Here is a 16,496-nt window from a genome sequence, read left to right as displayed (position 1 = left end):
TCCTTAAACATTTTTTAAATCACATCGCTCATGACTTCAAATGCTTATTTAATCACAAGACGATTCAATATTTATTTTCTGGTTTGTTATTCTTTCGCCTACAGGGGATACCAGGATATTCTTAATATTTACACCTGTCAATTTACCATCAGAAGATCTAATGTAACTGTATTCAGCAACGGAAGTCAATGCTAAAGTATAGGGACTAGCACTCATTCTTTCGGTATAAATCAGCTTTGATGGTAAGTAGGTTGATGAAGTTCCTCTTAAGGTAACCGGCAATGAATTACTTGAACCCAAGCCAAAATAAGATTGTAACGATTGTGTTCTGGAATCGACTTTGACATCAGAATATTCGTAGGTATATCTGCGGTCTATCAATTTGTTTGCCTTCATTTCTTCAATTATATAATCGAGGTTACCATTACGGTAATTAAATGTATACGTATTGCTGGCATCATCCGGTTCACCTAAAAAGATCTGTTTAATTCTTCCATCCTGATCATAAGATATATTTTGAACCCAGTCTGACTTGGTCAGTTCAATTCTTACAGCTCTGCCATTTTCCAATGCGATATTAAAAACATCCTTGCCACCGGAACTAACAACAACTCTATTTTTTTTGTACTCATAAGAATAGGAGTCATCATTTGTTGTAATTCCTATGATCTGCCCTGCAGCATTGAAACGACTGGTTACCGAAGATGTATATCCAGGAACTTGATTTGTCAACTTTATCTCGCATGTTGTTTTTTTAGATTCGTTCTTTTCGCAGGAGCTCATGCTGGCAACAAACAAAATAAGGACTAATAGGGAGGAGTACAATTTTTTCATCCTTGAATCTACGTTATCTAAATAAGATCTGCAACTGAGGAAGAAAGAATGTGAATTCATTCTATACCGAAACACCTTAACTTCGTATGCGCTACACTCAAATAGTAATCGGTTATTGCTATTTGTTAAAGAATGTATCCATCAATACGTACCGTCTCAAATTCCTCTCTGACTGCGATTTACTTTCGGTATCAATCACCATAACTTTAGGTTGGCTACTTTGTAGGCCGTACCATGTTGGCAGACCTCCCCCATTTGGGTTTCCAGTTTTAACAAAATTCACGAAGTAATTTTGCATGGTTTCAGAAGCTTTATAGTCCTCAGGCGTCCAGGCATAAACTTTATTGGCAGAAAGGTTGCCCAATGAATACTCAATATCTGAGGCATGAGACGCACCTATCGAATGATCAACAGTACCAGCCGGAGCGTTAACCATAACAGGACGTTTTTTAGCAAACAGGTAACGGTAAACCGGATGCCCGTTGGTTTTGCTGTGCAGGTCGATAAACTTCCAGGAAGCATAGGCGATAAAGCGATCTGATGCCAGATCCGTAGCTACTTGTAATACCTCAGCATCGGTAGCAGGGTTATATGCCCTAAAGATCTCCCCTGCCCGCTCGCCATAAAGCTTTTCTACTGCGGTTTTATAATTGGCGATTGTCGGTTCAGCTTTCCCTAACACACCTCCTGCGCCAGATTCTGCGGAAGTCCAGCCAGCTAAGAGTGGCACATCCATCTGTCTGCCGGTGGAAAATATTGCCTGTGGGGATTCTGGTAAAAAGTAACCATCAATAGTAAAGGGGAAATAGGCGTTCGCTGCGATTTTCAGCAAAGTATCCGCAGGGATCTTACGCAAATCGGCTAATGATTTAGCATTAATACCAGCAGCAAATTTAACACCCCTTTGCTCAGCATCCGCCAAAGGTGCGGGCGACAAATTGCCAAGGAACGCACCGCTTTGGCCTATAACACCGACAAATAATCCTTTTGAAAGCGGCGATGCAATTTGTCCGCATACCGACATAGAGCCTGCAGATTCGCCCCCTATCGTTACTTTATTAGGATCACCACCAAAAGCAGCAATGTTTTTCTTAACCCATACCAATGCGGCATGCTGATCCATCAAACCATAATTGCCTGAAGCATGATAAGCCGACTCGGCAGTGAGCTCAGGGTGAGCCATGAAGCCGAATATTCCCAGGCGATAATTGACGGTAATGGTAATGATTCCTTTTTTAGCCAAAGCCTCCCCATCGTAACGGGACTCTGAGCCATCGCCTGCTGTAAAACCTCCACCATAAAAATAAACCAGTACTGGTAATTTTTCTGTTGGCGATTTAGCAGGTGTCCACACATTGAGGTACAAGCAATCTTCGCTTTTGCCATCACTCCTAAAGATCATATCACTATAAATTGCGCGTTGCATTGCCTGCGGACCGAAATGATCTGCCTTGCGAATACCTTTCCAATTTAACGGTGCTTGCGGTTCCTTCCAACGCAAATCGCCAACTGGAGGCTGAGCAAAAGGAACGCCTTTATAAGACACTACGCCACTTGCTTCGGTAACGCCTTCCAATACGCCATTGGCAGTTTTAGCGCGTTGCGCATAAGTTTGCAGGCTTAAAACGGAAAGCATCACAACTACTATTTTTTTCATAATGAGATTGGTCTGAGGATATACTCGTTAAATAAATTTACTATTACCAAACGTAAGTAGCAACCGATGCCGCGGTTAGTTGCGTTGTCACCGTTTTATCTTTGATAACTATTTTAAAGGTTTGTGCCGATTTGCCTTTGTTGGCAACAACTAATACAGTTTTACCTTCGGGCGTAGTAAATGCGACGTTTGATAAGCCATCCGGCATGGAACTCTCCACCCTAACTGAGTTTGGCGGAATAAATTTAGAAACATGTCCGATGGTATAATAAGCTAGATTCCGACTTACCTTATCGCCATCTATACTAATCGCACCCTGACAACTTGGGCAACCCCCATTATCCGTATGTGGCTTATTTTGCGAATCCGCTGCTATGTTCCACAATATTACATTGCGGCTCCAGTTGCGGGTGGCGCCGATCACGATCCGTTCAGTTGGATTACCTACATTGAAATCATTGCGGCTAACGGCCATCATCTCTGTAAAATAAAGGTTTTTATTGGGGAAGGCATCGTGTACTTTGCTCATGGCTGTAATCGGTCCGGCATATAAGTGGAAGCCAGAACCATCAATATATTGATTGGCTATAGGATCGGTCAGTATAGAAATGGGGTATTCCGGCGCGTCGCAATTGTGGTCAAAGAGGATGATCTTAGTTTTAATACCCGCTTTCTTAAATGCAGGACCTAAGTTGTTTTTGATAAAGTTTAATGCCTCTTTCGCCAGGAACTGGTTGCTCGGAGTATTGCCATCGTTGAACGGTTCGTTCTGAATTGTTACGGCATCAATGGTGATCCCATGCTTTTTCATCCCCTGGATATACTTCACAAAGTATTGGGCATAGACACCGTAGTATTGATTGAGCAATCTGCCGCCCTGGATATTATGGTTTGATTTCATCCACAATGGCGGAGACCAAGGCGAACCCAGGATCTTAATATTAGGGTTTACTGCGAGGATCTCTTTCATTACCGGTATCACATCCTGCTCATCTTCCTTCAAAGTGAACTTCTCCAGCTTCATATCCGTTTGTCCTTCGGGGAGATCACTGTAGGAAAAAGTATGGTCATTCAGATCCGATGCGCCAATGCTTAAACGGAGGTAACTGATACCGACATCATTCGGACCTGAACCAAATAGCTCCTGTATGATTTTCTTACGTTCGGTTGCCGACATGCGGAACATATGTTGCGCGCTACCCCCGGTAAGTGCGAAACCAAAGCCATCAACTGATTGGTACTTTTTTGCCGGATCAATTGTGATGACCGGGATGTTATCAGTATTCCCTGAGCCGAATGTTAATGGCGATTGTTTAGTGAGCAATGCCGACTTTTCGTTATTCGTTAACCACCAATTTACAGTATTCTGTGCGAAGCTTGGGGAACTTAGCATCAAGCAGGTTGCTAGTAAGCGTAGTTTAGATGGGTTCATTGGTTATAGTGTATTTGGTTTAGTGTAAAAGTCAGCTTGTGAAGATAAAGAATTATGTCATTAGGTTTTTCTGGGCTTCCTCTTTTATATGTGTTTGCTTCGCGGATCGCTCGTTTATCAAGATATGATGCACATTTACCGTTTTGTTAGCAGTTCAAATAAATCTACGTTAATGTAGTAATTTCCGGTTCCTAGTTTGTTTTTTCTTAGCATTTTATCTTCCGCCAGTTTATTCAGGTAGTTTCCGGCGGTTAATCTTGAAACGCCTAAATCGTTTACCAAAAACTCAATTTTAGTATAAGGATGTTTAAATAGGTTGTTTAGTAAGTCCTGACTATAAAATTTATAATTGTCTCTTAGCTTATGCTTAAAATCCAACATTAAGTCTTTGATTTTGATAATCAATTCGATGGTTTCCCTGGCAGTAATTTCGATTCCTTTTATCATAAACAAAAGCCATTCTTCCCATAAGTTTTCATCTCTTACCTTCTGTAAAAGGCGATAATAATCAGCCTTATGCTTGATAATATAATTACTCAAGTACAGTATGGGTAGATTTTGCAGTCCTTCCAAAATCAGATATAGAATATTAATAATTCTTCCAGTACGTCCATTACCATCATAAAATGGGTGTATGCTTTCAAATTGGAAATGAATCATTGCCATTTTTATCAATGGGTCGCAATCCTGCATTTCAGAATCATTGATATATTTTTCCAAATTGGACATCAACTGATTTATTTCTTCGTAATCCTGTGGTGGTGTATAAACTACTGCCCCGGTAGCAGCATTTTTAAGTGCAGTTCCAGGAAGCTTTCTAAATCCGGCATTATTATCTTCTAAAGTTCCCTGAACTTCAATAATAGTTCTGTTAGTCAATAAATTATCTTTTTTAATTAGCTCAAATCCTTTTTTTAGCGCTAATATGTAATTCTGCACTTCTTTTGCTTCCAACGATTTGAACGCGTCAAGATTGAGTTCAGATTTATATAAATCATCATGTGTAGTAATGATATTTTCAATAGCAGAACTGTCTTTTGCTTCTTGAAGTCCTAAAGTGTTTATTAAAATGCTTTGATTAGGAATTGTTGAAGCTATGCCTTTTAACTCTGCCAATGCCGCATGTGCAGCCGGTAATGCTTTCAACACTTTTACGGTTTCCAACTCTATTGCTAAAGGAAGCTTATCTAATGTCCAGCCTTGCATATGTAAAGAAAATTAAAAAACTTATACAAACATAACATATAATGTAAAGGAAATGGCAAAATCTTTACATATAGATATGATTCCACTTTCCAACAGCGGTACAACAATGCAGGACTGATGTCCAGTTCTTTAGCAAGGGCACTCTGGTCCGTGCGGGTGTTACTCAGTTCAACGCTGATCACCCTGAACTTTTAAGGATACGATTTTCTTTCTCTTGACATAATTTCTGTTAAGTTACCAAATTCACTTAACTTGCTATCTACTCAAAGGTAGCAACTCCATATTATAGAATAGATGGATAAAATTGAACTCGGACTTAAGGAAAACTGGAAGCAGTTTACCTTACTGATTATTGTTAACGCCTTCGTTGGTGGCATGGTGGGGCTGGAGCGTTCGATACTCCCTCAAATAGCCGAAGGAGAATTTCATCTCGCTGCAAAAACAGCTATACTATCCTTTATCGTGGTTTTTGGGATTACCAAAGCAATAACCAATTATTTTACGGGCACGCTGGCTAATAAAGTGGGGAGGAAAAATCTGCTTGTCATCGGTTGGCTTATCGGCATTCCTGTACCGTTAATCCTCATGTTCGCTCCCAGCTGGAACTGGATTATTGCAGCAAATGTATTTCTTGGCATCAATCAGGGATTAACCTGGTCTAGTACTGTGGTTATGAAAATCGACCTGGTAGGCGAAAAGAACAGAGGCCTGGCTATGGGATTAAATGAGTTTGCCGGATACATAGCCGTTGCACTGGTGGGTTTTTCCACCGGATGGATAGCTGCAAACTACGGTATAAGACCCTATCCGTTCTATATAGGAATCGGGTTAGTTTTGGTAGGCCTCTTATTAAGCTTTTTCTTTGTCAAAGATACCAGAGGGCATAGCAATAAAGAGGGCACCAGCAGTATCACCCCAAGGCTAAAAAATAGCTTTAAGGATACTTCCTGGAATCACCCGAACTTAGGTTCGGTGACTCAAGCCGGACTGGTAAATAACCTGAACGATGGTATGGCCTGGGGACTGCTCCCTATCTTACTTGCCACAAAAGGGTTTACCTTACAGGAGATTGGAGTCATTACCGCCATTTACCCCGGAGTATGGGGAATAGGTCAGTTGTTCACTGGAAAAATGGCTGACCACTATTCAAAAAAAATGATGCTGTTTTGGGGTATGCTGCTGCAAGGGATAGCCTTACTTTTTCTCGTATATGCTCATACCTTTTATCATTATGGAATTCTTGCCGCAATCCTAGGCCTTGGGACAGCGATGGTTTACCCAACGTTTTTAGCTACCATCGCTGAAAATACGCATCCGGAAGACAGACCTAAAAGTATAGGAATATTCAGGTTATGGCGAGACCTCGGTTATGCCATCGGTGCGGTATTGACCGGCGTTCTGGCTGACTTCTTTAGTATCAATACTGCTATTCTATTTATCAGTGCGCTCACAGGATTATCGGCTTTTGTTATTCTGTTAAGAATGACGGATAAAAAAGTACGGCATTCTGGCACCATCTTACAGCCCTCTATTTAAACGGTCGTTAAAGTATACCTATGTCCAAGATCATAGATTTTCAGGAAAATGCATTTAGCTACGTTCAAAACTAAAGAATTCCAATTACTATTGCTATTATTATCTTGTTGTAATGTGGGAAACTGGCGCTGGTTCAGCGCTGAAAGTTTTCCATATTACAATAAGAATTCTGTTGGCGTTAGATGTCCCAGAGCAGCATGTGGCCTTTCATTGTTGTACATCCAAGCCCATGCCTGAGCATATTTTCTTAATTCAGCCAAGCTCTCGAACATATAACAGTCAAGCACATCCCTCAAGCCAAAATTACTTATTTTTCGGTTTAATGGATTATACAAAGCTAGCCTTATACATATGTCCATTTTATGTGTAAAAAATGAACAGATAACTGATTCCTGTCCATTTTACTTCGTATATCTGATTATATGTTTACATTTTACCAAAAAATGAACACAATGCTTTCTTTGTTCATAAATGTTTTGTTAATTTGCTTCATGTTCAGAAATTTAATTAAAATGGACTTATTATGGCATACGACAGAACTAAACCATTTAATGATTTACCGTTATTGCCACCAAACTCGGAAGTAGAGAATGATGTTGAAATTTTAAAGAAACTGGTAACGGCATCAAGAGCATTAGCGGCGGTGAATAGTAGCATCATGCGACTTTCTAATCCATTAATGTTGGTGAATACAATTGCGCTACAAGAGGCAAAGGCCTCAACTGCTATTGAAAATATCTTTACAACAGAGGACGCTTTATATAAAGCAGTCTCAGACACCGTCCAGGAAGATAAGGCAAACATTGCAACCAAAGAGGTCCTACGCTATCGGGAAGCATTATGGACTGGCTATCAACTAATAAAAGAAGATAATCATATTGATTTAGAAAGCATATTAGGAATTTTCAGGCAGATCAAAAATACATCATCCGGGTTACGTTCGCCGGCATCATTAACCATCATACAGCGTGGACAAAGTGAATTTCGTTCGGGCGAGGTAATTTATACTCCACCGAGGGGAGCCGGTATACTGGAAAAACTAATGGACAATTTGTTGACTTATCTAAACGATGATCAAAAATACCCTACAGATCCCTTACTTAAAATGTGTTTTGCTCACTACCAATTTGAAGCTATACATCCTTTTCCCGATGGAAACGGTAGAACTGGACGTATTTTAAACCTATTATATCTCGTACATGCAGGCTTGCTAAATCAACCTGTGCTTTATCTATCTAAATATATCATAGTTCATAAAGATGATTACTATCATAATCTGAGTATTGTCACACAACGGGGATCGTGGAAACCCTGGATATTATACATGCTGGAAGCGGTAGAAAAGACAGCTCAGTTAACAAGCCAGCTAATTAACAGCATACTCGCACAGATGGAATCAACGTTGACACATGCCAAGGGTTTAATAAAATGGTACAATAAAGAAGTAAATGAATTAATTTTCAGTCAGCCGTATATTAAACCTAAACTTATTGGTGATCAATTAAATATAACTTCCAGAACAACGCTTACAAAATACTTTAGTGAATTAGTTGATGCTAAAATATTAAGCCCTATAAAAGATGGAAAAGAGCTATTTTATGTGAACAATGATTTGATCCGCATTCTTGAGAGTTAGTAAGCGATTAAAAAACGAATAGTTAACGTTTTTGACCGCTAATGTTTTAAACGCGGTAAACTCTTCCACCAGTCATTCAGCTCTTGCTTCAATTTGTTGGTGACAGCAATGTTATCCTTATTTAAATTGGTCGTCTCGTTTTTGTCTTTCACAATATTGTAAAGCTGAACATCGGTACCATCGCTGTTCATCAACAGCTTCCATTGTCCCGAACGTACAGCAAGATTTGGACTTTTGTCGATAGGTTTGGGATACTTATAGGCGATATTGTTTCGCCCATACTCCCAGAACATTGCCTTTTCCCGAAGCGAAGATTTACCAGTAAGCACTGCACTCCTGTCTAACCCATCGCCCTTATATCCTGCAGGAAGCTTTATACCAGCCATTTTAGCCAATGAAGGCAACAGATCAATAGCATTAACTTCAGAAACGTTATCGATTTTCCCGGCAGGTATCTTTCCGGGCCATGTAATAATAAATGGCATGCGCGTTCCGCCTTCATAGAGCGAAAGCTTGGAACCTCTCAAGCCGCCACTGCGACTACCCCTGAAGCTTGGTAGCGGGCCATTGTCGCTGGTAAAAATGATTATTGTATTATCCAGTTCACCTATTTGTTCCAGTCCGGCAACCAATCTGCCGATCTGCACATCAAACTCTTTAAGAACCAATTTAAAAGCTGCCTCATCTTCCTGTCCCATGGGAAAATTGCCGGTATAACTATCATCGGCCTTTGGCACCCAAGGCGTATGCACATCATCTGGCCAAAGGTTTACAAAACTAGGCCTTCCTTTATTTTCCTTTACGAATTTTAAGGTCTGATCAACAAAATACTTCGTCCTGTCCCAGCGCTTGATACTATCTTTGTCAGACCAGATCCAGTTGGTTGCGGTAAGCAGAGGATCGGGATCAGGACTCTCGTAAGTGCTCGCGTGAGCATCAAAACCATACTTCTCAAAACCAGGTGCATTCTTCACATCTCTACCCCCACCCATGTGCCATTTACCAAAATGACCAGTTGCGTAGCCTGCCGACTTAAATACTTTGCCGATAGACGGTGCATTGGGATCTAGAAAATCAGCCTGCTCGGCATTCTTGTTATGTTTTTTATTGTCCAGGTAGGTAGCGAAATTCCACCTGCCAGGATACATACCCGTAAGGATACTTGCTCTTGAAGGAGAACAGATAGGGGCACCACTGTAATACTGAGTAAGCTTAAGCCCATTTTTTGCCAGGGCATCTATGTTGGGTGTCGGAACAAATTTACCGCCAAATGTGCCAATATCGCTAAAGCCCATATCATCTGTAAGGATCACGATCACATTCGGTTTACGGTTTTGCGCATAGCCCTGTAATATAGTTGAGGTAAAGAATAGTAGCGGAATGGTGAACTTCAAAATCTTCATATCATTTTTAGCTTAGCTGCTGCGATCATATTGCCAATGTACTTATAACTTTATGCCTTACCGCTTCTTTTCCGTAAAGAACATCATTATTCCGGCCCGGCTTTACCTATTTTGACTTCTCCGGCTTTTTTATAATTAACCATGAAAACACCGGTGGAAGTGAGTTTACTTTCAACGATTTCAAAGGCTGCTGGTACAGCTGCATCATTGAACAAGCGTTTACCTTTTCCTAATATCACCGGGTGGATGTTGAGCCAAAACTCTAATTGCCGAAAGGAGTTCGAAGTAATAAAAGCGACTTTGGAAGCAGACACTGTTGGATTATGTCGGCACGAAACTTTCTTTACAACCAACCTAGCAGTAGAAGCTGTGGGCAAGATTTATTAATACGTCAATGAGCGATGCTGAACGCTTCACAGCGAACATAGAATGCCATGTTGATCAGGCATGGAATAAAAAAAATAGTAAACTTGAAAAGCAAGAAGGGTAATACTGGACATCAGCCTAGGGCTGATTAATTTCGTAGATCGGATGCTCTGATCTAATTTCTTTGTTTAAAGTTGCATCGCGATTGTTACTTTTTTAGCTGTGTAACAATGGTATTAATCAGCATCTGTTTAATGCAGTGGCTTAATAATAGGTCAAAAAGCTAAATAATCCGCATTAATATCTTATAACCACAAGGTACGCAAATTTAATGCCAATAATAAATTATTTACTATAAATAAACGTTTACATTCATAATTTATCTAAAATAGAAAATATTTCGTGACGGTATTTTAAAGTAGATCTAGAAGGAGAATGAAATTAGTGAACATTACAGATAGACCTCGTTCGTAATAACTAGGTAATAACTAGGGGACTCAGAGCATACTGGTAGCCAAAAGGTATACGTTTTCCCAACGAATGTGCTCTTAGTCCTCTGTTTGTCCCGAATTAGTGCAACAGAAGGTACAATTTACAGCATTAAGGGGCTTTGATTTTCCATTTCACGCTGATATTGATATTCAGCCCTGTTAATATGAGAGATTCGGTATTTACATGCAATCGGGTTGAATATCGCTTACATCAATTTCGCTCGATGACAGGTATTTACATCCACGGTTTGGCTGGGACATAATCGGATAAATTGATAAATGTCTCAAAGGCTAGTACAATTTTGCATATCATAGTTATGCGTCTCAAATTTGAGATCTACTAACAGTAAGGGTAAGTTGTTAAGAACGAATCAAATTGAGAGAAATTTGTCTTCTATTGCGATTTAGTAACATAGAATTACATTTATCAAATGTATTAAAGGAAGAAAACACTTACCTAATAAACATCTTTACCTACAACAGCAATAATTCATTAATTTGCGTCTTTCAAACGAATAAAAATAGCGCTCATGTCAGAACCTTACATAATCGGGGCTACCAGTATTGAAAATGAATTCTCCGCACACCTGGAACTGCCAGATAACAAACGTCTGTTATTCTCAGCAGGCTTTGGCAGCGGCAAATCTTATTTCTTAAAAGAGTACTTTAGCACGCATACTGAAAAATTTGTCACAGTCAAACTTCACCCGGTAGACTATACTGTTTCCAGTAATGAAGATATTTTTGAAGTCATAAAACATGATCTACTAATCCAGTTAGTTGAGGATTTTGATGAAGATATCCATTTGCAAAAAGAGGACGTCACGATGCTAGTGGCTGGAAAACTTTGGGCGGACAACAAACTGAATATCCTGCCATTTTTGAAAGCGCTTGGAAAAGTCTTACCTGGAGTGGCTGAAAGCACGGAGGCTTTGCAGGAAGTGAGGCAGGTATTCAGGGACATGGCCAAATATAAGTCAGACCTTAAAGTGGATGAAGAAGAGCTGCTTATTAAGTTTTTGGTAAAGGAACGCCTGCGGTCGGGCTCCATCAGAGAAATGGACGGCATGACGAGCATGATCAATGAGTTGATAGGAAGGATCAAGACTAAGCACGAAGGAAAAGAATTTATTCTGATTGTTGATGACATGGACCGGCTAGATCCCGAACACATCTTTAGGCTGTTCAATATCTTCTCTGCTCACTACGAAAGCCGTACGGAGGAAAACAAGTTTGGATTTGACAAAGTTCTGTTCGTCTGCGACATCAATAACATTGCTCATATTTACGCGCACAAGTACGGGCCCAAGGTAGAATTTGAAGGATACATTAATAAATTTTATTCCAGAGAGATATTCAATTTTGATTTCAGGACCCAGCTAGCTGAAAGTCTCGTCAGTTTCTTCATTTCATCTTTTGGAATCGAGCAAAGTACCTTACTTACCCAGGAGGATACTCAGTATTTCTTTGGAACTGATACCTCTAAATTTGCCGAAGTCCTGCAATATTTAATTCGTAAACTCATTTCAGTAAACGCTATTAAGGCAAGAAATTTTACTAAACTTAACAGGTATGAAATCACAAAGCAGCAAATTCCCCTTTCCACCAACCATACCATCGAGACCAAAAAATATCCATTTTTTACCCTAGTCAATATCCTAAGGCAATTCTTCCCAAGGCTTTCTGACCTGGAGGAAAATTTAAGTAAACTTTCTGTAGACTATAAATCCGACTATAACGGTCGAAAAAGCAATAGAAGGCAGCCTGGCAGCGGAGAGATTATGCAAATTATTGAGTGGTCTTTACCATTTACCCAATCGGATGACAGAATATTGACAAACTTACAAAGCGCAGATCAGTTAGATTTCGAAACACCGACTGAAGACACGACCTTAATATATGGCCGCTATTTGAATGAATATGGTAAAGGAACCAGACTCACGCATTTCCAAAATACCCAGATTAATAATCAAGATCAAAACCCATCTAATCGCCCAAATCCTTTCTGGTACTTGCTCAACGCGATCATACAATCTAAGGCTCAGGGATTTATTAAAGAATAACTACAATTAGAACTCAGTTAAATATGAAATTGTGGCAATAAAGTAGACATTCGGTTAAGCTGCAATGTTTGTTCAAGTTTCTACCAACAAAAATAGAACCTTCAAAAGATGACAATTTTTCTGATGTAGCAACATTTGAAAGGACTGGATTTCCTCCGAAAGATCCAAAGTGGTTCCTTTCAGCTTTTGAAACGTTTAATCAGAAGGATGGGCATCTTCAATATTCAGCTAGACCTATTAAATTCCGGATAGTCATATATTACTAGAAAATTTCTCATAGTGGCTACTGGCCCAATGACTACCGTATTAGACATTTTCTTCAGTCTTCTTGGATAAATGCTCATGAAGCCTCGTGTTTATCTTCTGATATCGCTTCCTTAACAACCTATCAAATGCTCTATATGGAACCACAAGATCTTCAAGGCAGTGAAGACCGGGATTTCTTGAAACTACTATTCGAAACGCTTCCACAAATAAAACAACTGGAGCAACTGGTAAAGAGATTTAAGCAATTGTTTGCTGTCGAGAAGATGCGCTGTTAAAAAAATGGATTGAAGAGGCAGTGAAATCCGAGTGTGGATTTAAGAACTTCGCCAAAAATCTACTAAAGGTGTCTAATACGGTAGTCATTGGGCCAGTCATTACGGCGATACCGTTATAGACACCGTTTAAACTCACAACTACTATGTTACTAAACTCCATTTCTATTAGCATAACTATTGCTTGTATCGATTTACGAGGTTTTTACAGGCTTTTTATACGTTAACTGCCGTTTATCACCATTTGTGCCAAGCTTATTTGAAAGCAAACCCATGCCTTCCTCTTATTAGGCTTACGGCAATTGGAGTACTGAATATTCCACGACCGTTACTATCAGATAGGACCGGATATCAGGACAAACCACCTGCTCTGCAAGCAACCTTTTGTAAACCATAAGAACATGAAAACTATTAAGCTATAGAATTTTTCACAATTTTAAAGTATACAACAGAAAGCCAATTTACAAAATGTTCATTTAATATTTCATAGAAGTCACTTGGTTCCACCATTTCAGAAGAGCTAATATTTCTTTGCCCACCGGAAGCAAAGTGAAAATACCTATTTCTTAAATGAATCATTAGATTCAACGAATCTTTATTGTCAATTGTTATATCTGAAAATTCATTGAAAGTATAGTTGATTGGGGGGCTATTAGCAGTGCAGAGCATTTTAATTATTTTGAAATAACTTTCTCGGATATCCTCATTGTGAGCTGTAATGTTGAATTTAACTTTGTAGTTTAAAAACTCTTCTTCGAAAAAATCATTAATAAAAAGGTTTAAAAATTTTAGTTCCGAATTTGATCCATTAAAATAATTCTGCAGCTTACTGAAAGTGCCAACATAATCACGAGCCTTAGAGGCAAACAACATTGGAAAGGTATAAGAAATTCGTTCCAGTATACGGTAAGCATGAAGGAATGCTAAAGTATGATTCCCTTTTTGCCTATAAAAATAAAAATAACAAAATTCATTCGTCAAATCTTTAAACAACTGAATGTTAGCAGGGGCACTTGCAGTCAAGTATTGATTTATATCCTCTATTAAGGCTGATGGCGAAATAGGATCAGTAAACAAGTTAATTGAAAATCTTACAACTTTAGGTTTTCCTAATATAGAATAGTTATAATTTTGACGAATCACCTCGCCAGTTACGTTATTTGATATACTTAACGATCCGATTAATAACCTAAATAATTTCCCCTCATCCTTGATATTCTTATCAAGTCGCAAAGAATTTGGTAATCTTTCGAAATTCGACTGTGAGTAAGATTCTAACAGCTCGAATTGATTAAAACTTGCCATCTAGATTTGCTGAGATAGTGAATCTATTAAGTCTGTTTTATCAAAGTCGCCAACCTCTTTGAAGTGATTTATATAATAATTAACAGTTTTACGCCTTATGTCTCCAACCCGAATTTTAGATACATCAAAATATTCAAATGCTTGCTCATACGTCTGAATATGCTCTAAAAACTGATCATATGTTAAGTTCCGTAAGGATTCAAAGGAATTTGATATGGCTGCCGAAAATCCAATTAGATTATTTACATTTTGAAACCACCTCTTCAACTGCACGTTATGACTAGTAAAGTAATCTATAAGATCGATTACTTGAGTGTATTCTACTGATTGCTCTTTAATATTTATATCTAGAATCTTATCAGCTATTAACTCATCCATTTTCGCCTCGATTATTTTAGAATTTTCTATGTTAATAGATTTGCTTAAAAAAGCTAGATACGCTTTAATAAAATCCGCTTGTTTGAAGGCCCCCGGAATGGGTTTCTTCGATTTATGTTTTTCAGTCTGAATTACTGCTGTCGAATTAGAAAAATCATATACGTTACTTGCAATTATTTCTATTTGATGCCTGGCTGTCATAGGTTTTTGACCATTGTTTAATGTGATCATTCGATAGAGAAGCTTATCCATTGAGTCACATAAGAGAATATTGACAAATACGGGTCTTTCCATATCGATCGAATAATCTTTGCGATTAGACGCTCGCTGAAGTGTCCTCATTCGCTGCAAGCCATCCAAAATAAAGGCATTTGGAATTTCTGCATTTATAGTCTCTTCTACTTTTGTTAAATCATAATTTTTTATTTCTAGACCTACAAACGCTATTGTTAGAGGTGGCATTATACATCCCTTTAATATGTCGTTTTCTAATCTAGCATAGAACTTAGGATTTTGCCCTTGCCTTTGAATTTCTAATCGATCAATTAACGGTAGGAATTGCTTCAAAGCGAAGTCGTAATTAGTGCGGCCAGTAATGAACGAACTGTTGATTACTTCATCATTGTCAATTGTAAAAAGCTTTATTGCCATCTTGTGTTTAGTTTTCTCCACAAAATAATAAATCTTTTGTTATAATCGAAAAAGGTACTCAAGTGCATACAATAGGTATTATAATCCCTCCTAAAAATCGGATTGTGTCAAAGGTGTTTATACCAGTTGAATTATGTACCAGGTTTCCGATCGAAAAGTGTACCAGTTAGCGAGGCTTAAATGTAAGATATTTAGTTCGATACTGGCGGCATATCACCGCTCAGCATAATAGTTTTTTTTTAGGTATTTGTCTCTGCTTTGTGTGCATTTTTCGATCCCATCATGCTTTTAGTCTCTTTCATCCGATAGGATTTGCCATTCATATTGACCAGGAAAGATTTGTGGGTAAGCCTATCTAGTAGTGCCGCTGTCAATACGGTATCCATTCCGAAGATCTCATGCCATTTATCGAACGATTTATTAGAAGTTATAATCGTGGATTTGATGCCTGTTCTTAAGGATATGTGGTTGAAGAGCATTTCAGCTCCTGGCTTATCAAAAGAGATATAGCCCAGCTCATCACAGATGACCAGGTCGTATTTTTCGAACTTTAGCTCCAGCGCACGCAGTGTCCTGGAAGAATGGCATTCCCTGATTTGCGTCAGCATTTTTGGGATAGAGGTAAACAGTACACTTTTTCCTTGCTGACAAGCCTTGATCCCAAGTCCAATGGCGATATGTGTCTTGCCAGTTCCGGGGCTTCCTCCAAGAATAACATTCTGCCCGGCATCAATAAAGTCAAGGGTTTCCAGCAGCGGTAGCTGCGTCATGGCATCGGCAGGAAGTTCTGTCCTGACCAGATCCTGAAGGTATTTCAATTGTGGAAAGCCGGCGTTTCGCAGCTGGGCTTTACGTCGGTTGACCAGCCGGATTTGCTGCTCTGCCAGCAGCAGATTTAGCAGGACCTCTTCAAATGAAGTATCATCCTTGATGGCAGTTGTAATAATCTGGTCAAGGTCTTTACGAAAAGCGGACAGCCTAAGTTCAGTGCTGATCTGT

14 protein-coding genes are annotated in these 16,496 nt (G+C 39.1%); 4 read left to right on the top strand and 10 right to left on the bottom strand.

The window, feature by feature from the left end; translation table 11 throughout:
• Window positions 1–48: 48 nt before the first annotated feature.
• The 4 genes from ACHFIZ_RS15285 to ACHFIZ_RS15270 form a co-directional block, all read right to left on the bottom strand.
• A complete protein-coding gene (locus tag ACHFIZ_RS15285) occupies window positions 49–834 on the bottom strand; it encodes a hypothetical protein (protein ID WP_410887373.1) in 786 nt (261 codons plus the stop codon).
• A gap of 118 nt (window positions 835–952) precedes the next feature.
• On the bottom strand, window positions 953–2,491 hold the full coding sequence (locus ACHFIZ_RS15280) for a carboxylesterase/lipase family protein (protein ID WP_410887371.1): 1,539 nt from the start codon (window positions 2,489–2,491) through the stop codon (window positions 953–955).
• A 43-nt stretch (window positions 2,492–2,534) separates the two neighbouring features.
• On the bottom strand, window positions 2,535–3,923 hold the full coding sequence (locus tag ACHFIZ_RS15275; protein ID WP_410887369.1) for a glycoside hydrolase family 30 protein: 1,389 nt from the start codon (window positions 3,921–3,923) through the stop codon (window positions 2,535–2,537).
• Between the two features lie 135 nt (window positions 3,924–4,058).
• Entirely contained in the window at window positions 4,059–5,129 is a 1,071-nt protein-coding gene (locus tag ACHFIZ_RS15270) for a Fic family protein (RefSeq protein WP_410887367.1), read from the bottom strand.
• 294 nt (window positions 5,130–5,423) lie between these two features.
• Here ACHFIZ_RS15270 and ACHFIZ_RS15265 point away from each other — a divergent pair, with 294 nt between their 5' ends.
• Window positions 5,424–6,665: an MFS transporter gene (locus ACHFIZ_RS15265; protein ID WP_410887365.1), complete on the top strand. Its 1,242-nt coding sequence runs from the start codon at window positions 5,424–5,426 to the stop codon at window positions 6,663–6,665.
• A 155-nt stretch (window positions 6,666–6,820) separates the two neighbouring features.
• Here ACHFIZ_RS15265 and ACHFIZ_RS15260 read toward each other — a convergent pair whose 3' ends face one another.
• Window positions 6,821–7,024 carry an integrase core domain-containing protein gene (locus ACHFIZ_RS15260; protein ID WP_410887363.1) on the bottom strand — a complete coding sequence of 68 codons (204 nt, stop codon included), beginning with the start codon at window positions 7,022–7,024 and terminating at the stop codon, window positions 6,821–6,823.
• A 164-nt stretch (window positions 7,025–7,188) separates the two neighbouring features.
• On the opposite strand from ACHFIZ_RS15260, the gene ACHFIZ_RS15255 reads away from it, so the two are divergent.
• On the top strand, window positions 7,189–8,301 hold the full coding sequence (locus tag ACHFIZ_RS15255; RefSeq protein WP_410887361.1) for a Fic family protein: 1,113 nt from the start codon (window positions 7,189–7,191) through the stop codon (window positions 8,299–8,301).
• Between the two features lie 38 nt (window positions 8,302–8,339).
• Here the strand turns inward: ACHFIZ_RS15255 and ACHFIZ_RS15250 are convergent, their stop codons facing one another.
• Both ACHFIZ_RS15250 and ACHFIZ_RS15245 read right to left on the bottom strand, forming a co-directional pair.
• Window positions 8,340–9,704 carry a sulfatase gene (locus ACHFIZ_RS15250; RefSeq protein WP_410887359.1) on the bottom strand — a complete coding sequence of 455 codons (1,365 nt, stop codon included), beginning with the start codon at window positions 9,702–9,704 and terminating at the stop codon, window positions 8,340–8,342.
• Between the two features lie 86 nt (window positions 9,705–9,790).
• Entirely contained in the window at window positions 9,791–9,943 is a 153-nt protein-coding gene (locus tag ACHFIZ_RS15245; protein ID WP_410887357.1) for a hypothetical protein, read from the bottom strand.
• 1,148 nt (window positions 9,944–11,091) lie between these two features.
• On the opposite strand from ACHFIZ_RS15245, the gene ACHFIZ_RS15240 reads away from it, so the two are divergent.
• Both ACHFIZ_RS15240 and ACHFIZ_RS15235 read left to right on the top strand, forming a co-directional pair.
• Window positions 11,092–12,624, top strand: coding sequence for a P-loop NTPase fold protein (locus tag ACHFIZ_RS15240; protein WP_410887355.1), 1,533 nt, complete (start codon window positions 11,092–11,094; stop codon window positions 12,622–12,624).
• A 401-nt stretch (window positions 12,625–13,025) separates the two neighbouring features.
• Entirely contained in the window at window positions 13,026–13,166 is a 141-nt protein-coding gene (locus ACHFIZ_RS15235) for a hypothetical protein (protein ID WP_410887353.1), read from the top strand.
• A gap of 408 nt (window positions 13,167–13,574) precedes the next feature.
• Here the strand turns inward: ACHFIZ_RS15235 and ACHFIZ_RS15230 are convergent, their stop codons facing one another.
• From ACHFIZ_RS15230 to istB, 3 genes are all read right to left on the bottom strand, one after another.
• Window positions 13,575–14,468, bottom strand: a complete 894-nt coding sequence (locus ACHFIZ_RS15230; protein WP_410887351.1) for a hypothetical protein — start codon at window positions 14,466–14,468, stop codon at window positions 13,575–13,577.
• Window positions 14,469–15,497, bottom strand: coding sequence for a hypothetical protein (locus tag ACHFIZ_RS15225; RefSeq protein WP_410887349.1), 1,029 nt, complete (start codon window positions 15,495–15,497; stop codon window positions 14,469–14,471). It lies immediately after the preceding gene.
• Window positions 15,498–15,736: 239 nt separating this feature from the next.
• The coding region (gene istB / locus ACHFIZ_RS15220; RefSeq protein ID WP_410887347.1) for an IS21-like element helper ATPase IstB at window positions 15,737–16,496 on the bottom strand (760 nt) is incomplete at its 5' end.

This window comes from Pedobacter sp. JCM 36344, from assembly GCF_046546555.1.
Classification (GTDB): domain Bacteria; phylum Bacteroidota; class Bacteroidia; order Sphingobacteriales; family Sphingobacteriaceae; genus Pedobacter.
The sequence above is the reverse complement of the archived record's forward strand: the minus strand, read 5'-3'. Positions and strand labels throughout refer to the sequence as shown.